This window comes from Caballeronia sp. LZ019 (assembly GCF_031450825.1).
In the GTDB taxonomy this organism is placed as follows: domain Bacteria; phylum Pseudomonadota; class Gammaproteobacteria; order Burkholderiales; family Burkholderiaceae; genus Caballeronia.
In genome coordinates, this window is sequence record NZ_JARTVZ010000001.1 from 15,428 (window position 1) to 35,033 (window position 19,606).

A 19,606-nucleotide genomic window follows, 5' to 3' on the forward strand; every position below is an offset into this window, starting at 1 on the left:
GCACCGCAATGGACCCGCGACTACTCGATTACTACAACCAGGAACTCATCTACCTTCGTGAGAGCGCGGGCGAGTTCGCGGACGCGAATCCGAAGATCGCGCGCCGATTGGGAATCCACGCGGGGGAAACGAGCGACCCTTACGTCGAGCGGCTGATGCAGTCGTTCTGCTTCATGTCCGCGCGCATGCGATTGAAGCTCGACGCCGACTTCCCGCGCTTTACGCAGCGCCTGCTGGAAGTGACATACCCGAACTACGTCGCCCCGACGCCCTCGATGGCCGTCGTGGAGATGTATCCGGCGCACACGAAAGGCAATCTGAACGATGGCTTTCGCGTGCCGCGCGGCCTCACGATCAAGACGCACGCACCGGACGGCGAGCGCACGGCCTGCATGTTCACGACCAGCCAGGACGTCGTGCTCTATCCGCTGACCATCGTCAGCGCAAGGCTCACAGGCATCCCGCCCGATATTCCCGGACTCGAGCGCTATGTTCCCGCGCACGCGCAGGTTCGCGGCGCTCTGAGGCTGCGTATCCGCACCACGAACAAGGCGAAGATCGCCGCGCTCGAGAACCTCGACCGCCTGCCTGTGTACTTGTCAGGCGATGAAGAAGTCGCGTCCAACCTGTTCGAACTGCTGCACACCGCTGCATTGGCTTCCGTGGTCGGGGAGCCGGGCGCCTTCAGCGCGGCTGACCGCCCGTTCGCGGCAGTCGAATCGAAAGCGGTGGTTCACGAAGGTCTGGGCATCGACCAGGGGCTGCTGCCGCTCGTCTGGCCCAAGTTCCATGGACACAACCTGCTTCATGAATACTTCGCTTGTCCCAGCCGCTTCTACTTCTTCGCGCTGACCGGTCTTCGCGCGGGGCTGAAGAAGACGAAAGGAGAGGAACTCGAGATCGTCGTGCTGCTCGACCGTGCGCCGGATCGGCTCGCGAGTCTGGTCGATGCTTCGCGGTTCGCGCTTTTCTGTACGCCTGTCGTCAATCTGTTTCAGCAGAAGGTCGACCGCATCGAACTGGCCGATGCGACCACGGAATTTCATCTGGTGCCCAAGCGTCAGCATCCGATGGACTACGAAGTATTCGCCGTTCAGGCGCTGGAGGCGCAAGTCGAGAAGAACTCGGAAAAGTGCGAATTCCAGCCGCTCTATCAGACGCTCAACAACGACGAAGCGAGCCACGGCCGATACTTCACCGTGCGTCGTGAGCGACGCCTGTTGTCCGGTTCTTCGCGGCGCTACGGCACCCGCACGTCGTATGTCGGGACGGAGACGTTCGTCTCTCTCGTCGATGCAGACGAAGCGCCTTATCATGAAGGCATGCGCTATCTGTCGGCCTACGCATGGCTCACGAACCGCGACTTGCCGATTCTCGTGCCGCGTAACGGCGTGAACGATTTCCAGAAGGTGAAGAACGATCCGCCGATCGAGAGCATCGGCCTCATTCGACGGCCCAGCGCGCCGCGTCCGCCGTATGCGGAGGGTGCAGCGGCCTGGCGCCTGATCCGGCAACTGAACTTCAACTATCTGGCGCTCGAAGAACTCGATCATCGTCCGGATGGGCAGGGCCTGCGCGACATGCTGCGCCTCTTTCTCGGCAGCGACGACACCGGACTCGCGCAGCAAGTGGACAGCCTGGTTGCCGTGAAGACCAGCGCCGTCACGCGCAAGCTGCCGGGAGGAGGCCCGTTCGTGTTCGGACGCGGCATCGCGTGCGAGTTGACAGTCGATGAAGCAGGTTTCTCCGGCATGAGTCCGTACCTCTTCGGCCTGGTGATCGAACACTATCTCGCACGTCATGTCTCGATGCATTCGTTCACGCAGACCCAACTCAATTCGACTCAGCGTGGCCGCATCATGCGCTGGCCCGTGCGAATGGGCACACGTGGAGTGGCGTGATGGATGACCGATCATCTGGCGCATCGTCCCGCAATACGGGGTTATCGGATTCGCTAACGGAGCGGCTGCGGAACGAGCCATGGCTTTTTGGCTTCCTGTCGCTGATGCGCCGCGTCGGCGCCAACAAGCGCATCGATCCGATCGGGACCGCCGAGCGGCCGGGCGCAGAACCGTTCCGCCTCGGCCAGCGGCCCAGCCTGACGTTCTCGCCGCGGGAGATTGCCGATGTCGACGAACGCAACGGGCGCCTGCATGTGCATCTGTACGGACTCGGCGTGCTCGGTCCCAATGGCCCGTTGCCCATTCACATGACGGAGATCGCGAGAGAGCGCGAAGAGAGCCGGCACGACGCCACGCTAAGCCGCTTCCTCGACCTCTTTCATCACCGATATCTGGGCGTCCTGTATCGGGCGTGGGCGTCGGGACAAGCGGCGGCGGGTCTGGACCGCGCCGACGACGAGAGCTTTTCGTCGCATGCCGCGAGTCTCACCGGGCAGCATCCCGACGAGATAGCGCAACGCGCGTTGCCGGCTCATGCGCAACTGGCGGGGTCGCCGGGTGTCACGCGCGAAGCCCGCGATCCGGATGGCCTCTGCATGACGCTCGAGCATTACTTCGGCGTGCCGGTGAGCATCGACGAGTATGTGTTTCATTGGGTGAGTGTGCCGCGCGAAGAGCAGACGCACCTAGGCGAGCCCGGCGCGGCGTCGATTCTCGGAGATGGCGCGATGCTCGGCGAGCAGGCGCCGGACAGGCAGCATCGGTTTCGACTCATCATCGGGCCAGTCGATCTCGAGCAATATCTGCGGTTCACGCCGCGCGGCGCGGCGCTACCGGAACTTGTCGACTGGGTGCGTGCTTTCGTGGGGCGTGAGTTCCAGTGGGAATTGGAACTGCGGATCCGGGCCGACTGCGCGAGTCCCGCCGTCATTGGAGGACAGCAGCAGTTGGGGTGGTCCGGCTGGCTCGGTCAATCGCCCGATGGCAAGCCGATCACCGGCATGAGGTTCGATCCCGAGGAGTACATCAGGCGAGGCGACCTGAGGTCCGTCCCTGGTGCCGATCGTGCCGACTCGCTGCGAGGTCCGACATAGCGCGACACGTATTTTCGGAGTATTTGAATATCGAGGTCAGTATCATTAGGATAACGTATGTTCAAATCATTGAACGCAATCGCGATTGGTCTCGTGCTGCTTGTCATGGCGTCATTGAACGTCAACTCAACGAGACAGTTCTTGCAGAGCTCGGTCGTTGTGCCGGGACGAGTGGTCGCATTGAACGCCGGCGGGAGTCACCCTCAGGTCGAGTTCGTCACGTTGTCCGGTGAACGAGTCTCCTATCCTCAGGGCGGCCTGGTCTTCGGCATGAAAGTCGGGGAGGCAGTGCGCGTGCGGTATGCGCCGGCGGCGGTGCGTCACAGCGCGACGCTCGACGCGTTCGGGACGGTGTGGTACGCAGCGCTTCTTCTGGCAACGGTCGGACTGGGCTTCGTCGTGGCGGGGGTAGTGAGCGTGTTGCGGCGTGAGGCTAATAACAAGTGAATTCAGATTTATGTTCCTGCTAAGACCAAGCGAGTGGAGCTATAGCACCGGCGCGACCGGAGGTGTCTGCGCCGATGTGGTTGTCGCATCGGGCGGCTCCATCGTGCTCAGCGACCCGGACGCGAAAGACGAAGCGTTCTACTACGGCGGCATCGGCGCCGGCATGGGCGTCGGCATCAAGATTCCTCGTCTCAAGCTCCCGGGGCTTAACGGGAAGGAAGTAGGTGGCGCGGGCTCCGCGAAGTCGTTTCCCAGCGGGGGCGCCATCTTCATGACCGATGCCTTTCGAGGCAGCGAACTCTCACGCCGGGACATTCAAGGCGCCACCGTGTACGTGGACGCAGGAGGGGGTCTCCTGCTCGGTGCAGGTGGTTCGGTCATGTTTCTTGGCATCAACTCGGCCGAGTTGATTCTGGGGCTCTCCTCACCTGGCATGCTCTATCTGGCCGAGCGAGCCATTGCCCAAGCGCCTGCGTTGCTGGTCATGGGCGGCATTACCGCCGGACTTCAGGCGGGGCTGGGCGTCGGATTGCTTGCAGGCTACCTGCATTAGACACGCGCGTTCGATCTCCCGAGCGGCAGCCATCCACCGATGGACTCGCCCGCATAAATTCTGGAATCCGAAGCACGTAACTGGAGAATCTACTGAAGTGCTGACTTCTAAAACCCGTACTGTGACCATCAGCGGCGCCGCGCTTCCGACGGGCCCCGATGGCACACCCTCTCTCCTGCTCAGCGCCCTGCGCGGCGGGGAAACGCTGTCGAGCATCTACAAATACACGCTGGACTGCCGCACGCCGCTCGAATCCGCCATGCCTGAACGGGCGGCCGCGAATCTGGATCTCAAGTCGATGATCGGGAAGGAACTGACGATCACCATCGAACTGGAAGGCATGGGCAGCTTTCTGCCCGGGCTCGTTGGCATGGGCGGCGCGACCAACATCGGCGCGGGCACGCGCGAGATCAGCGGGATCGTCACGCAGGCGCATTACGCAGGCCAGGCCGACCGCCAGAGTCACTATCAGCTCGTACTCAAACCGTGGATCTCGCTCGCGGAGAAGCGTTCGGACTTCAAAATCTATCAGGGTAAGACGGTCGTTGAAATCGTCGAGGCGGTACTCGGCAATTACATGTACTCGTATGAGACGCGCCTGAGCGAAACGTATCCGGTGCTGGATTATCAGGTGCAGTACGGCGAAACGGATTTTCGCTTCATTCAGCGCCTGATGGCCGAGCACGGCATCTACTGGTTCTTCGAGCACAGCAAGGGTTTCCACCGGATGATCCTGGTCGATCAGCTCGGCGCACACAAGCCGGTGGAAAGCGCTGCGTATCAAACGCTATGGTATTTCCCGCCGGGTCATCGAGTGGATCGCGAGCACATCGATGCATTCAATCTCGATGGAAGTCTTCAGTCCGGCCGATGGACCACGAATGACTTCGACTTCAAGAAACCGAGTGCGGCGCTAATCGTTCAGAACGAGTTGCCGCAAGACACCGCGCACAACGACCTTGAGCGCTACGAGTGGCCTGGCGACTTCACCGATCCCTCGCAAGGCGAGCAGTTCGCCCGTTTGCGGATGGAGGAGGAGCGCGCGCAAGGCGAGCGGGCACATGGTTCGGGCAACGTGCGGGACATCGTATGCGGCACGACCTTCCGCCTCGAAGGCTTTCCGCATGAAGCGGCCAATCGCGAGTATCTGGTGATCGCATCGGCGATTGCGGCATCGGAAGCCAGCGAGGCGAGCGGCTCGGGCGAGTATCGCTTCGCGTCGTCGTTCGTCGTGCAGCCTGCGACCTCCGTGTTCCGTCCGCCGCGTGGGGATTATCCGAAGCCGCGCACGAGCGGTCCTCAGACCGCCATCGTCACCGGTCCGGCGGGCCAGGAAATCTGGACCGACCAGTACGGCCGCGTGAAGCTGAGCTTCCATTGGGATCGTTCGGGCGTGAAGGATCAGAGCTCGTCGTGCTGGGTGCGCGTGTCATATCCGTGGGCCGGCGGCGGGTACGGAGGCGTGAACATTCCGCGCGTGGGGAGCGAGGTGATCGTCGATTTCGAGAATGGCGATCCGGACCGTCCTATCGTCGTGGGACGCCTCTATAACGCCGAGACGATGCCTCCGTGGGATCTGCCCGGCAACGCGACGCAAAGCGGCATGCTCTCGCGCTCGATGAAAGGTAGCGCAGAGACCGCCAATGGCTTGCGCTTCGAGGACAAGCAGGGCGCCGAGGAAGTATGGCTGCAGGCTCAGAAGGACATGAATACGACCGTCAAGAACAACGAGTCGCATTCGGTCACGGCGAATCGCACCAAGTCGGTGGGAGGCAGCGAGACCACGACCGTGGGCGGCACGCGCACGGAGACGGTCACGGGTGATGAAACCATCACGCTGCAAGCGAACCGCACGTGCTCGGTAACGCTGAACGATACGCTCAACGTAGGCGTCGATCAGTCGACGACCATCAAGGGAAATCAGACGCACGACGTCATCGTCAATCGGACGAGCACCGTCGGGGGCAATGACACGCTCACCGTGACCGGCTTTCGCGAGGAGACGGTGAATGGCACGAGCACGGAAACCGTTACGCAGGCGAAGACATCGACGCTTCTGGCGGACCATACCGTGGCGGTAACCGGCCAGCAAGTCGTCAACGTCGGCACGAAGCAGGCGGTCACCGTCGGCACGAACGCCACACTTCACGCGGGCGACAAAATCGAGTTCGTGTGCGGCGCGGCGAAAATCGTCATGCATTCGAGCGGCAAGATCGAGATTAACGGAACGGACATTTCGGTCACCGGCAAGAAGATCGTCGCGACCGGGTCTGACAGCCATGCGATCAATGGCGGCACAGTCACGAGCTCGGCGACGAAAACCAATACCGTTCAGGGCTCGGTCCTGAAGTTGAATCCGTAAGGCGGCGTCATGAATAACTGGCAACCGACGAATCCTGTCGATCGTCGTCTCATGGACGCGCACCAGGACTGGCTGCAGTTCGCGCAGGACAAACCCGCGCGGCTCTTGTACTGGTCCGCCAACGAGCCGGACCTCGAACTGATCCACGCATATTTCCAGAGCCAGAAGAGACTGTCCAGCGCGGTCATGCAGTTCACATCGCCGTTCGAGACCGAGAGCCAATATCCGCTTTCGCTCGTTCGCGAGATTTCGGATTACTACGAAAAGACCCGGGACGGATCGGCCGCGAATGGCATCGTCGCAAATTGGTCGATTCCCTCGCGCTCGAACGAGAGCGAGACACATCACCTCATGAATGTGCTGGACAGTCTGATGGCGCATCATCCCGACGTGTTTCCAGGCATGGTGCTCGTGCTCCGTCCGCAGTCAATCAAGAATGAGCAAGCGTTCGAGCGCTGGCTCGATGAGCTCCTGGGCGCCTTCGACAAGGGGCGCTGGAGATCCGAACGCTTACGCCTCGTTCAATACGGCGTTGCGACCGCCCCGTTGGCTTCGTTGCGCCAGAACCGGCCCTCGCAGGTAAAGCTCGTTCGCGGCCGCTATTACATGGAAGCGGTCCCGCGCGAGCTCGTCGCCCAGTCCGGTGAGCGTGGCCCCGGTGGAGAGTTCCGCCGCCTTTTCGTGGAGCTGTCCGAGTCGATTTCGCGCGATGACCCGCAGCACCTTGCGCGACTGCGTGAACGCGCGCTCGCCATCACGTCGCGTGAGCAATGGCCCGATCAAAGTGCGGTCGTGCATCTGATCGCGGGCGCGGCGTATTTGAAGTGGAAATCGAATGATGAAGCGCTGGCCGCTTATCAGGCCGCAACGCAAGCAGGGCGGCAGGCATTGGACGCAGCCCACCCCGGCGGGAACAAGCTGGTTGTCAACGGTCTCTTCGGTGAGGCCAGCGTTCACCTGATGCAATCGGACTTCAAGAGCGCCGCGCGTTGTTACGACGAAGCGGCGCAGTATGCCGCAGCCGAGCAGGACGGAATTCTGACCGTCGAATCGCGCCGCATGCAGGCGTGGTGTCTGGAGAAGACCGGCCGCACCGATCAGGCGTTCGAAGCCGGGATGCAGGCGCTGGCTGCGGGCCAATGGCTGGAGCCTGCGATCCGCTCCAACAGCAATCTCCAGCTGGTTACGGCGTGGATGCTCGGACAAACAGGCTTCTTCGACAAGCATCACAAGCGTCGCGATGACGTGGTTCCCCAATTCAAGTCGCTCTACGGTGAAAACTGGCGCGAAGGGATCAAGCCGCTTGCGCCGGATCAGGTTTCGCGACTCTTCATCGCTGCACAGGAGGGCGCGTAATGGCTCTGCTCGCAGTGAACCATCTGACGCCGGTAGTTGGGATCGACGTTCATCAGGTGACGGGGCCGCCGTTTCCGATCATGCCGCATCCGCATGTGGGGTTCGTGTTTGACGTGCAGGAGTACATTGCGGCGTTCGAGGCGATGATCGGCAGCATCGTGTTCAGCTTCATCGAGGAACAGGTCTCGGACTTCGTGGCATCGCACGAGGCGCAGATCGCCGAGGTGATGAACAGCGGGGTCGTCAAGTCGGCGATGGGTACCGTTGCGGCGGTGAACGACGCCGTCGACAAGGTGATGGACAACGACGTCGTCAAAACCGTCGCGAATCTCCAGAACAGCATAAACGATGCGCTGGGCGGAAACGTCGGTCGTGGCGGCGGCGGCGCGCCGATCTGGATCAACGGCTTCATGCGCGCAACAGCCGGCACGCATAACTACCACATCCCCGGCCTGCACTTTCCGCTTGGCGGGACGTTCACGGGTGCGGACGCGAAAGGCCCGTCGCAGGACTCGGAATCGTTCATGGGCAGCAAGACGGTGCTGGCCAATGGCGATCCGCTCTCGTTCCTCGCGCTGCCTGCGCTGAGCTGCTGGTTCGTCGGCATGGTGCCGATGGACCACAACAGCGCGCACACTGACCGCAAGAGCATGTCGTTGCCGACTGCGGTGATGCTGCCGATTCCGGCAGGGCGTCCGGTGCTGGTGGGTGGCCCGCCGATCATGAACATGATGGCGTTCGCCGCGGGGCTGTTCAAGGCGTTCCGCGGCTCGAAGCTCGCGAAGAAGCTGTTCGAGAAGTTTCCGTCGGGTTTCATCAAGTGCGTCATTTTCGACGCGGAGCCGGTGAATTCCGTCACCGGCGAAGTCGTCGTGCAGCAGAACGACTTCACGATCGAAGGGCGTCTGCCGCTCGTGTGGGATCGCTATTACGCGAGTCACGACCCTCACGCGGGCGCGCTCGGTCATGGCTGGCAGAGTCCCGCCGACGTCCGCCTCGAACTCGTGCGCGACGACACCGGGAACCAGGCGCAGTTCGGCGCAGCGGTTTATTTCCCCGACCACTTCACCGCGTTCGACATGCTGCCCGATCAACCGGGCTGGGACGCGCGCCGATACGATCGTCAGCATGGCCATGCGGTCTACATCGAGGGCGACGCGCTGACCGTGCGTACGCGAGGCGGTCTGGAATACGCCTTTGCATTGCCTGTGCACTGGCGCGAACAGGTTCCGGCGAAGCGGAGCGGCCGGCGTATGCATCTTCCGCTCACGCAGTTGTCGGATCTCAACGGCAACGCGTGGCGAGTCGAGCGATCGGAGCAAGCCGGTGCGGTCCTGCGCTTTGTCGAGCACTCTGCCGGCCGGCCTACCAGTCGCGCGCTGCACGCGGGTGCGGGCGACGTGCGCGGCTGCCTTGGCGAACTCACGCTCGTCGATGCGCGCGGCCAACGGCATCCGCTCGTGCGATACGAGCAGAACCGCACCGGCGACCTCATCGCCGTGCACGACGCGCTGAAAGCGCCGTACACGTTCGAATATCGTGGCGAGCATCTGATGGTGCGCCATACCGACCGCAACGGCCTGTCGTTCTACTACTCTCATCAGCAGCACGCGGACGGCCTGTGGCGCGTCGATCATGCCTGGGGTGACGGGGGCCTGTACGACTATCGCTTCGAATACGACCTGACGTATCTCGAGACGCGCATTGTCGATTCGCTCGGCGGCGTCTCGGTGCTCCAGTACGACGCGCAGCAATTGCCGGTGAGCCGCACGGACCAGTTGGGCGGCGTGCGCAGCTATCGGTACGACGGTGCCGGGCGCACCATCGCCGAGACGGATCCGGCGGGCTACACGACGAGTTGGGAATACGACGAGCACGCGAACCTCATCGAGCAGCGCCTGCCCGATGACACGGCCGTACGCACGCAGTATGACGCGGATCACCGGCCGGTTGCGATCAGCGATCCTGAAGGCGGCGTATGGCAGCAGAAGTGGGATGCGCGCGGCAATTTGATTGCGCAGATCACGCCATCGGGCACGGCTTCGCAGTTCGCATACGATTCACAGGGTCAGTTGGTTCAGGTCACGGACGCCGCGCAGCAGGTGACAACGCTCGCGTACGATCCGCTCGGCTACCTCGCCGAGCTGACCGACCCGGTCGGACGTGCGACGCGTTTCCGGCATGACGCGCGCGGTAATCTGCTGCGTCGAGAATCGCCGGGTGAAGAAGCGACCACTTATACGTGGGACCCGAAAGGGCGGCTCGTGGCGTGCGCCTTGCCAGGGGAGCGCTTCGTGCGTTGCGAGTATGACGCCGAAGACAACCTGACGCGGTACACCGACGAAGCGGGTCATGTCACCACGTTTGGCTACTACGGACAGGGCCAGCTGGCGAGCCGAACCGACGCCGACGGCAGCGTCACGCGTTATCACTACGACACCGAAGAACAACTGACCGGCGTTACCAATCCGCTGGGGCAGACCTGGAAGTTGAGACGCGACGCGGCGGGGAGGCTCGTCGAGGAAGTCGGCTATGACGGGCAATCGCGGCGCTATGCGTACAACCGCGCGGGCCATCTCACGCAGACGATGGACCCGCTCGGCCACGCACTGGCAATCACCTGCGATCCGCTCGGCCGGATCACGAGCCGCATCGCGGGTGAAGCGCAGGAGCACTATCGGTACAACGGGCGCGGGCAGCTCACCGAGGCGCGCAATGCACAAAGCGTCGTGGAGCGCAGCTACGACGACGACGGACGGCTGGTGCGCGAGACGCAGCAGCAGGACGAAGCCACGGCGGTGCTCGAGTATGTCTACGACGCTGCGGGCCGGTTGCAGCTGCACGATCGCACGCTCAGGCTCGCCACTGGCGACACGCGTTTCGCTCAGGCGCTCAAATACGAGTACGACGCGCTCGGGCAGCCGCAAAGTGTCCAGATGGACGACCACGAGCCTATCCGCTTCACGCGCGATCTGGCGGGGCGGTTGTCCGATACGCGCTTTAACAGCGACTTCGGGCATCAATATCGATACGACCGCGCGGGCCGTCTGAGGGAACACGCGACGAAGCGTGCGGGGCATCGCGACGAGATCACCGGTTACGACTACGACGCGAGCGGGAACTTGACGGTGCGGCGCGATAGCCGGCTCGGGGAGGACCGGTATCGCTACGATCCGCTTGGGCGGATCATTGCGCACACCGACCCGGCGGGGCGCTTGCGGCACTTCGCTTATGACGCCCACGGCGACCGGTTCCGCACGCACGAGCGAGCCGATGGTGCGCGCGAACTCCATCACGCGGATGGCGCGAAGTGGCGGCTGGATGCGGCGGGGCAACTGGTTGTGCGGCAGGATGCAGAGCACGGCGTGCAGCGCTTCGAGTGGGATGCGTTCGGGCGGCTGGCGTGCTTCGAGAACACGCGCAACGAGTGCTGGCGGTATCGATACGATGCGCTGGGACGGCGTATCGCGAAGATGGCGGCCGAAGTGCGGTACACGGGACGCGAGCATGCACATAGTCAGCGCGGGGCGCAGACGTGGTTCCTGTGGGACGGGGATGCGCTGGCGGGCGAGGCGCGGGCGCGGGATGCGACGTCGGGTGCAGTGGATGAAGCGCGATTCTATGCGTATCATCTGGATAGCTTCGAGCCGCTAACGATGCAGGTTGCGGCTGCTGCGGATGATGCGGCTGATAGCCGGTTGTACTACTATCAGAACGATGTGAACGGCGCGCCGATGCGGTTACGTGATGGCGCTGGAGCAGTCGTTTGGGAGGCGCATTATGGTGTGACCGGGCGAGTCGATCGGATCGAGGTCGGGGCGGTTGAGCAGGGGTTGCGGTTGCAGGGACAGTATTTCGATCCCGAATCGAACCTGCACTATAACCGGCATCGGTACTTCGATCCAGGCACCGGTCTGTTCGTTTCGCAAGACCCAATTGGCCTTGCAGGTGGAGAGAATCCGTATCAGTTGGGTCCCAACATCCTGGACTGGATTGATCCACTCGGTCTTTGGAAAAAACATAAAAATAACGGTCAATTCGCGAAGAAGCCGGGACGAAAGAGGAAAAAATGCCCTTCGAAGCATGGCAATAGTCTTGACACCGATAAGCCGACTCAAGGTTATACGTTAAGAGATCGCGACAACGGGTCGGTTGCTAAATATGGAGAGACAACAAACGGTAAAAAGAGATATTCTCAAGAATATCTCGATGCGAATAATGTCGATATGATTTTTGAGGAAAAGGGAAGTAAGCGAGAAATGCATACTTGGCAACATGAGATGATTCTTGAACACACAAGAATTCATGGAGCGAGACCACGACTCAACAAATCGGATTACTGATATGAAACTATGGATGGCGACAGAAGCAGACTCCGATGTTGCTGATGCTTTTCGAGAGGCGCGAAAGATTGTTGAGGATAAGATCAATTCAAGGCTTATTAGTCTTTCGCTCCAAAATTCGTTTGAAAAATGGGCGTTCATAGCTATGATTCGGTCCGATAAGGATTGGGCAAACGAAATCGCAAAGAAGAACTCTCAAAAAAAAGTGCTTGAATTCAGACTAAAGATCGATCACGAAAGATTTCTGAATGGAGACTTGGTAGAGCGACAAAGACTGCTACTATCTGCCTTAAGTTGTTCGGTCGATAAGATGGAAAAACTAGGAATCTCAGACAACGACAGAAGTTTGCTGTATTCTATTTTACAATGCTGAGAATTAAGGGCCGCGAAAGCGGCCCGTTGTTTTATTCAGCGGTAATCACCAGCCTTCCGTGTTCCACATTGATCTTGACACGCTGCCCCGGCATGAATCCCGCCTGCTCAATCCACCGTCCGGCGAGCTTGATCCACGGTATTGGAAAGAAACATGGACGCCGAAGAGTACTTGGTAGAGGAAATGCGTTCGTTCTCGCGGGTCGAGGATGCCGTCTTGCACATCGCTTCAAGTACCGGTCTTAATTTCAACGATTTTGAACCATGCAAGGGACAAAAGATATTCAATCCCAATTTGCCGGATTCCTGATATTACAAACCGCTGCATCTCACTTATGCAACTTACTCCGCAACGAAGCGACATCATTCGTCGTCACGGGACGAGCATCGTTCCCCCACGATCCGCGGATATAACTAAGCACTTGCGCGATCTGCAAATCCGACAGCCTGCCCGCAAAACCCGGCATGTTCTGACGCGGCGGTCCGTTCCTCGTCGCGGGACTATTCCCCCCTTCGACCAGCAATCGAATCAGCGAAGTCGTATCTTCGCTGATGACGGCCTGATTCCCCGCCAGCTTCGGAAACACCTTGGGCACACCTTCGCCCGTGTCCAGATGACACTGCGCGCAGAACGTCGCGTAGACGCCCGCGCCCTGACCGGGCGGCACGTCGGGCGCGCGCGTCTTGAGCTGACCGGGCTTCGCCTTCGACGGATCGTACGAGCCATCCGCCGCCCCCGTCGCGGGCAAGCTCTTCAGATACGTCGCCATCGCGAGCAGATCGTCGTCGCGAAGATACTGCAGGCTGTCCTCGATCGTCTGCACCATGCTGCCGATCGCCGCCGTCCCCCCGCCCTGTCCCGTCTTCAGCAGCGTCGCGATATCTTCACGCGACATCCGCCCGAGTCCCGAGCCCGGATCGCCGCGAAGATTCGGCGCGTACCAGTTATCGTTGACGCCGCCCGACAAATACGTCTTCGACGATTCATCGTAGCCACGCTCCTGAAACGCCGGCCCGCGCGGCGAATGACATGCTCCGCAGTGGCCGAGGCCCTGCACGAGATAGGCGCCGCGATTCCACATCGCGTCGCGGTCGGGACGCGGCGTATAGACGTCCTTCGGTGCGAGCGCCGCGCGCCATAAGCGCAACGCCCATCGCTGATTGAACGGAAAGGGCACGTCGTTCGGCGGCGGACGATAACGCACCGGCGGCACGCCATGCATCATGTAAGCGTAAAGCGCGTGCATGTCGTCGTCGGTCATCTTCACGAAGGACGCATAAGGCATCGCCGGATAAAGTCCCTTGCCGCCCGGCGCGACGCCTTCGCGCAGCGCCTTCGCGAAGTCTTCATAGCTGTACTTGCCGATCCCCGTCTCCGGGTCCGGCGTGATGTTGCTGCTGACGATCGTGCCGAACGGGGACGCCATGCCCAGACCGCCCGCGTACGGCGCGCCCTTGTTCGGCGCGGTATGGCAACCCGCGCAGTCTCCGAGTTTCGCGACGTAACCGCCGCGCGCAATCAGATCGGCCGATGGAACGGGCGGCGCAGCCAGCGCCGCGCGCGCGCATATCGATAGAAGCGCGAACGAAATGATGCGGCGGCAGCGTCGTGATATCGAGCGCATGTCAGGACTCCTCGTGCGCCGGCATGGCGGTGCGCACCACGCTCGTCAGCTCGCGCGCCGGACGCCTCGCGAGCCATCGTGCGCCGATCAGCAGCCCGCCGACGAGATACGCCAGACCCCCCGGCACCCACATCACGAGTCCGCCCAGTTGCTGGTCCTGCAGCGGATCGAAGCCGAGCGCGAGCGTGCTCTCGATGCACGACGGATACCACACCGCCGGCGCCAGCGTGAGCAACGCACCGAGCGCGCCGGTGTGGACCATCGTCGTGAAGAGCGACAGCATCGCGTGCGCGCTGTGGGCGCGCGATCCATCGGCGGCGGCGGGACGGAACACGGTCCACCAGAACAGCAGCGCGCTGCCAAGGAAACTCGTGTGCTGGAACGTATGAATCCATTCGCTTGCAAGCGCGGCCTCGAAGAATCGCGGCGCGTGCCAGCACCAGAGCGCGGCGGCATGCAGGCCCCAGGCGACGGCGGGCATGGTCAGCCATCGCCACGGCCATCCGATCCACGCACTGCGCGTCGCCACGCTGATGCGTGCGCGCGCGCGCGGTGGAAACGCCCATATCCATACCGCGAGGGGCCGGCCGATGACGAGCAGCGGCGCGGCCACCAGCATGAATATCTCGTGCTGGAGCATATGCGCCGAAAACAGCGCTTCGCTGAGCGCATGCAACGGCGACACCAGCGCGATGACGAGCGCCACCCATCCCGCGACGAAGGCGGCGAGCCGCATCGCACGGTCCGCGCGTCCCCGCGATCCGCGACGACGCAATCGCGCATAGCCGGCGACGTAAAGCCCGATGCTCAGCGCAAGACACACGACGACCCACGGTTCGAACGTCCAGCCGAACGTCTGCACGTCGCGCGCGGCGGGCGCGACGACATGCGCCGATGCCGTATCGGCGAACAGCACGGCGGCAAGGAGAATCAGCAAGCGGAAAGCAGCCATTGCGGTAGAGAGATGACGAAGATGGCCAGAGACGAAAGCGCGCCCACGCCCGTTGCGACGGCGGCGATGAATCCCGGTCGCGATGTCAGACCCGGCGCCGATGGATCGGCTTCCCGCCGCGCGGCGCGCCAACGGGCGAATGCGAGCGCCGTGCAGACGACGCTGATCGCCAGGCTCGACGCACTGACGCCATTGAGCAGGGCCATGCTCTGCAGATGGCACGAAGGCTCGACGAGCGCGTAGTTCACGCTCAGCAATCCGAGCAGCAGCGACGGAGCGAAGAGAAGCGCAGGCCATGTAAGCATGATCGTGAAGAGGCTAGAAACGCGGTGCCCAGTAGATGACGCCATAAATCGGCAGCCAGCTCAGAACGACGAAGTACCAGTAGATGGCGTTCTCGCTGACATCGACGAAACGCTTGCTCTCGAACGGTCCCGTGAAGAGGAGCACCGTGAGCACGGCGGTATCGATGGTGTCGGTGATCAGATGTGTCGTGTGCAACCCGAGCAGCAGCCACACGACCGATCCATACGCGTTCGCGTACCAGCTCACGTTGAGCGTCGCGAATTCGAAGCCGCGCACGACGAGAAACGCGAAAGACATCAAGAGACAGACGGTCATCCACAGCTTCGCCGCGCCGCGATCGCTGCGTTCCGCCGCGCGCTTCGCAAGCTGGTTCGGCAGCAGGCTCGCCATCAGGATCACCGTGTTCAGCGTGCCCCAGCGCAGTTCGGGCGCTTCGGCGGCCATCGGCCACGCAGGAGCGTGCGTGCGCAGATAGAAGTACATCATCATGCCGATGGCGAACACCGTGCCTTCGATGAGCATCAGCCCGCCCGTCGCCCACCACATGAGGCTGCGATGCCCGAACGCGAAGGTCGGCAACTCGCGAACATCGAGCAGATAGTCCGATGGCCGCGCATCGTCGGGGCGCGTGTGCGGGCTCTTGAGATCGCCGGTCGCGCTCATGGACGCTGCTCCCGTGCGGCCGCGAATGCGTTGCTCGCGCGCTTCGGCCAGAACCAGAGGATCATCGCCACGGCGACGGGCAGCGAGGCATACACGACCGCCCACGGCGTGAAGATCGACCAGATGAAGAGCACCGTCGTCGCGACCGCGCTGATGAACGGCCAGATCGAAGGCGATGGAAACAGCGGCCGATGATCCGGCTTCGCATCGAGCACGCTCGTCACGAGCACTTCGCGCGCGTCGGCGGCAAGACCGCCCACGAAGCGCGGTTGCGCGCCCGCCTCCCATAGCGGATCGCGGCCATGCACGACGGGCACCGCATCGAAGTTATGCGGCGGCGGCGGCGACGGCACGCTCCATTCGAGCGTGCCCGCGCCCCACGGATCGGCGGGCGCCTGTTCGCCGCGTCGAAGCGTCAGCACGACATTGACGATGAACAGCAGCACGCTGACCGCGATGGTCCATGCGCCGACCGTGGCTGCGAAGTTCATGCCGTCCCAGCCCATGCCGCCCGGATACGTCCATACGCGGCGCGGCATGCCGTGCAGGCCGAGCAGGTGCATCGGAAAGAAAGTGACGTTGAAGCCGATGAAGAACAGCCAGAACTGCCAGCGCCCGAGCCGCTCGGAGAGCATGCGGCCCGCGAACTTCGGGAACCAGTAGAAGAACGCGCCGAAGAGCGGAAACACCGCACCGCCGATCAGCACGTAATGCAGGTGCGCCACGACGAAGTACGTATCGTGCACTTGCAGGTCGAGCGGCACCGATGCCACCATGATGCCCGTCATCCCGCCGATCACGAGAATGAAGAAGAAGGCGAGCACGAACAGCAGCGGCGTGCGCAGGTTCAGCCGCCCCGTCCATAGCGTGCCGATCCAGCAGAAAATCTGCAGGCCCGATGGAATCGCGATCATCAGGCTCGCCGCCGTGAAGAAGCTCTTGCCGAGTTCGGGAATGTTCGTCGCGAACATGTGATGCACCCACAAGCCGAACGCGAGGAACGCGGTGCCGATGAGCGCAAGGACCATCGCGGGATAGCCGAACACGGGGCGCCGCGCGAAGGTCGGAATGATCGACGAGATGAAGCCGAGCGGGGGAATGAAGATCAGATAGACCTCGGGATGCCCGAAGAACCAGAAGAGATGCTGCCAGAGCAGCACGTCGCCGCCTTTGGCCGGGTTGTAGAAGTGCGTGCCGACGAGCCGGTCGAGAATGAGCGCGGTGCTGCACAGCATGACCGACGGCATCGCGAAGATGACCATGAACTGCGTGACGAGCGTCGCCCAGACGAAAAGCGGCATGCGGTTGAGCGACATGCCGGGCGCGCGCATCTTGAAGATCGTCGTGATGAGGACGATGGCTTCGAGCAGGCCCGACAACTCCGTGAACGTGATCATCTGCGCCCAGATGTCCGAGCCTTTGCCGGGCGCATAGTCGGGGCCCGCGAGCGGCACATAGCTGAACCAGCCCGCGGCCGGCGCGCTGTTGAGCACGAGCGACCCGAACAGCAGGATGCCGCCGAACAGAAAGACCCAGTACGCATACGCGTTCATGCGCGGAAACGCGATGCTGCGCGCGCCGATCATCAGCGGCACGAGATACGCGGCGACCGCCTGCATCACCGGCACGGCGAAGAGGAACATCATCGTCGTGCCGTGCATCGTGAAGAGTTCGTTATACAGATTCGGGCCGATGAGCCGCGCATCGGGCCGCGCGAGCTGCATGCGCATCACGAGCGCGAGGATGCCCGCCAGCACGAAGAATACGAACGTCGTGACGATGAAGCGCCGCGCGATCGTCTTGTGATTGATCGCCTTCAGCGCGCCGACGAAGCCCGGCGGATCGCTCCATGTCGCGGCGAGCGCGCGGCGCACGGACTCGGGCGCGTGCGGGCCATCGACGGGGCGCGAGCCGCTCGCATCGGATGCGCTGTAGCCGGATGGAGATACGTTGTCGCTCATTTCAGCGTGCCTAGCCAGGTGACGAGAGCCTGAAGGTCAGGAGGGGAAAGACGCGTTGCCGGCATCATGACGCCGGGCTTGTGCGCGGGGGGATCGACGATCCACGCGGACAGGTTCTTCGCATTGTTGACGAGCGTGCCGGCGGCAATCGTCTGCCGGCTCGCGAGATGCGTGAGGTCGGGTCCGAGCGAGCCGTTCGCAGGCGTGCCGCGCACCGTATGGCAACGGGCGCAGTCGTTGTTCAGGAAGACATCGCGTCCGTGACGCGCGAGCGCATCGGGGGGCACCGGCGCGGCCTGACGCTGGCGCGCGGCCCACGCTTCGTATTGCGCGGGGGGATCGGCGATGACCGAGAAGGCCATCAGCGCGTGCTCGTAGCCGCAGAATTCCGCGCATTGACCGCGATACGCCCCGGCGCGATCCGCACGAAACGCGATGGTCGTGGGCTGGCCGGGAATCATGTCCTTCTTCCCGTGTAAATTAGGTACCCAGAATGTATGAATGACATCGCCGCCGACGAGCGATACCACGACCGGCCTTCCGACCGGCACGTGTAGTTCGTTCGCGAGGGTGAATCCTTCGGCGCCGCCCTCGGGCGCATAACGCGCCTGCCACCACCATTGATACCCCGTCACTTCGACATGCAGCGCGTTATCGACCGGCAGGCGCGACAGCGCGCGATCCGTGACGACATCCGCCACGACGAGGCCGACGAGCAGGACCGCCGAGACGATCGTCCCCGCGATCACGGACCGGCTGATTCCCCGTTCGGGCCGTTCGTTGCCGCTCAGGTCCGCCGGCGTCGACTGCGTGCCGCGCGGCGCGCGTATCAGCGCGATCATGCAGGCAAGGAGCACCGCCGCGAACACGATGCAACAGACGGTAAGCGTGAGATGCCAAAGGTCGAGCACGCGGCTCGCCTGAATGCCCGCCGGACTAAGCGCGCTCTGCATGGCTGCCGTATTCATTAAACATTCGCGTTTTGGTTGTACGTCCAGCCTCGCGGGACGGTTCGAGGGCTGTAGAGCAATAGACATTCCATGGACGGGCTGCCCGTGGAGCGCGGCTTGCTCGACCGGTTTGGCTTGCAAGCGGCTTGCAAGCGCATCGCCAGCAACGTGAATGGGGTCGAACAGCATGGATATCGCCAGACAAGTCGTTTCATTTCTCAGCTCCCGTGGCTTGATGCTTGCGACGGCCGAATCGTGCACGGCGGGCTATATCGCATCGCTGGTTTCGTCGGTGCCGGGAAGCGGAAGCTGCCTCGATGTGGGCTTCGTGACGTATTCGCCGACAGGCAAGGCGGGCTTTCTCGGCGTGCGCGAAGAAACCATGAAGCAGTACGGCCTGACGAGCGAGGAAGTCGCGCGCGAGATGTCGGAAGGTGCGCTCAGGCAGGAGGCGTGCTGCGCGAACGTTTCCGTATCGAATACGGGTGTCGCGGACGAGCCGCCGGGCGACGGTCCGCCAGCCGGCACGCAGTGCTTCGGATGGTCGTACAAACTGCGCGACGGGCAAGTCGTGACCTTCAGCGAGACGAAGGTTTTCGACGGCGACCGCAACGACGTGCGAAGCGCCGCCGCGCATTACGCGCTATCGCGCATCGAGCATTACTACGACCGTCTGCCGCGACACTGAACCCAGAGACTGAACGAACGCAACGGGAGGCGA

General features: G+C 62.6%; 17 protein-coding genes. 10 read left to right on the forward strand and 7 right to left on the reverse strand.

The window, feature by feature from the left end; all coding sequences use genetic code 11:
* Positions 1–8: 8 nt before the first annotated feature.
* The 8 genes from tssF (at position 9) to P9255_RS00105 (ending at position 12,429) form a co-directional block, all read left to right on the forward strand.
* A complete protein-coding gene (gene tssF, locus P9255_RS00070) occupies positions 9–1,901 on the forward strand; it encodes a type VI secretion system baseplate subunit TssF (RefSeq protein ID WP_309789002.1) in 1,893 nt (630 codons plus the stop codon).
* A complete protein-coding gene (gene tssG / locus P9255_RS00075; RefSeq protein ID WP_309768821.1) occupies positions 1,901–2,995 on the forward strand; it encodes a type VI secretion system baseplate subunit TssG in 1,095 nt (364 codons plus the stop codon). Before tssF ends, tssG begins: the two co-directional genes overlap by 1 nt.
* Positions 2,996–3,052: 57 nt before the next feature.
* Positions 3,053–3,442 carry a DUF3592 domain-containing protein gene (locus P9255_RS00080; RefSeq protein WP_309768822.1) on the forward strand — a complete coding sequence of 130 codons (390 nt, stop codon included), beginning with the start codon at positions 3,053–3,055 and terminating at the stop codon, positions 3,440–3,442.
* A 10-nt stretch (positions 3,443–3,452) separates the two neighbouring features.
* On the forward strand, positions 3,453–3,995 hold the full coding sequence (locus tag P9255_RS00085; protein WP_309768823.1) for a hypothetical protein: 543 nt from the start codon (positions 3,453–3,455) through the stop codon (positions 3,993–3,995).
* Between the two features lie 97 nt (positions 3,996–4,092).
* Entirely contained in the window at positions 4,093–6,357 is a 2,265-nt protein-coding gene (locus tag P9255_RS00090; protein WP_309768824.1) for a type VI secretion system tip protein TssI/VgrG, read from the forward strand.
* 9 nt (positions 6,358–6,366) lie between these two features.
* Positions 6,367–7,713: a hypothetical protein gene (locus tag P9255_RS00095; protein ID WP_309789003.1), complete on the forward strand. Its 1,347-nt coding sequence runs from the start codon at positions 6,367–6,369 to the stop codon at positions 7,711–7,713.
* Positions 7,713–12,056 (forward strand): DUF6531 domain-containing protein, encoded by a 4,344-nt coding sequence (locus P9255_RS00100; RefSeq protein ID WP_309789004.1) that lies wholly within the window; start codon positions 7,713–7,715, stop codon positions 12,054–12,056. The genes P9255_RS00095 and P9255_RS00100 overlap by 1 nt, the downstream gene beginning before the upstream one ends.
* Before the next feature lie 13 nt (positions 12,057–12,069).
* Entirely contained in the window at positions 12,070–12,429 is a 360-nt protein-coding gene (locus P9255_RS00105) for an Imm44 family immunity protein (protein ID WP_309768827.1), read from the forward strand.
* A gap of 31 nt (positions 12,430–12,460) precedes the next feature.
* Here P9255_RS00105 and P9255_RS00110 read toward each other — a convergent pair whose 3' ends face one another.
* On the reverse strand, positions 12,461–12,571 hold the full coding sequence (locus tag P9255_RS00110; RefSeq protein WP_404980237.1) for a SymE family type I addiction module toxin: 111 nt from the start codon (positions 12,569–12,571) through the stop codon (positions 12,461–12,463).
* Between the two features lie 11 nt (positions 12,572–12,582).
* Here P9255_RS00110 and P9255_RS00115 point away from each other — a divergent pair, with 11 nt between their 5' ends.
* Positions 12,583–12,738 (forward strand): hypothetical protein, encoded by a 156-nt coding sequence (locus P9255_RS00115; protein WP_309768951.1) that lies wholly within the window; start codon positions 12,583–12,585, stop codon positions 12,736–12,738.
* A gap of 19 nt (positions 12,739–12,757) precedes the next feature.
* On the opposite strand, the gene P9255_RS00120 is transcribed toward P9255_RS00115, so the two are convergent.
* Genes P9255_RS00120 through coxB form a run of 6 tightly spaced genes read right to left on the reverse strand, consistent with a single transcriptional unit; the run spans position 12,758 to position 18,903 of the window.
* Positions 12,758–14,053, reverse strand: a complete 1,296-nt coding sequence (locus P9255_RS00120; protein ID WP_309768828.1) for a cytochrome c — start codon at positions 14,051–14,053, stop codon at positions 12,758–12,760.
* Position 14,054: 1 nt separating this feature from the next.
* Positions 14,055–15,005: a cytochrome c oxidase assembly protein gene (locus P9255_RS00125; protein WP_404980220.1), complete on the reverse strand. Its 951-nt coding sequence runs from the start codon at positions 15,003–15,005 to the stop codon at positions 14,055–14,057.
* Positions 14,984–15,310 carry a hypothetical protein gene (locus tag P9255_RS00130; protein WP_309768830.1) on the reverse strand — a complete coding sequence of 109 codons (327 nt, stop codon included), beginning with the start codon at positions 15,308–15,310 and terminating at the stop codon, positions 14,984–14,986. The genes P9255_RS00125 and P9255_RS00130 overlap by 22 nt, the downstream gene beginning before the upstream one ends.
* 13 nt (positions 15,311–15,323) lie before the next feature.
* Positions 15,324–15,974, reverse strand: coding sequence for a cytochrome c oxidase subunit 3 (locus P9255_RS00135; protein WP_309768831.1), 651 nt, complete (start codon positions 15,972–15,974; stop codon positions 15,324–15,326).
* Positions 15,971–17,935, reverse strand: a complete 1,965-nt coding sequence (gene ctaD, locus P9255_RS00140) for a cytochrome c oxidase subunit I (protein WP_309789005.1) — start codon at positions 17,933–17,935, stop codon at positions 15,971–15,973. The genes P9255_RS00135 and ctaD overlap by 4 nt, the downstream gene beginning before the upstream one ends.
* Entirely contained in the window at positions 17,932–18,903 is a 972-nt protein-coding gene (gene coxB / locus P9255_RS00145) for a cytochrome c oxidase subunit II (protein ID WP_309768833.1), read from the reverse strand. Before coxB ends, ctaD begins: the two co-directional genes overlap by 4 nt.
* 169 nt (positions 18,904–19,072) lie before the next feature.
* Between coxB and P9255_RS00150 the strand changes: the two genes are divergently transcribed.
* Positions 19,073–19,573: a CinA family protein gene (locus P9255_RS00150; protein ID WP_309768834.1), complete on the forward strand. Its 501-nt coding sequence runs from the start codon at positions 19,073–19,075 to the stop codon at positions 19,571–19,573.
* Positions 19,574–19,606 lie beyond the last annotated feature (33 nt).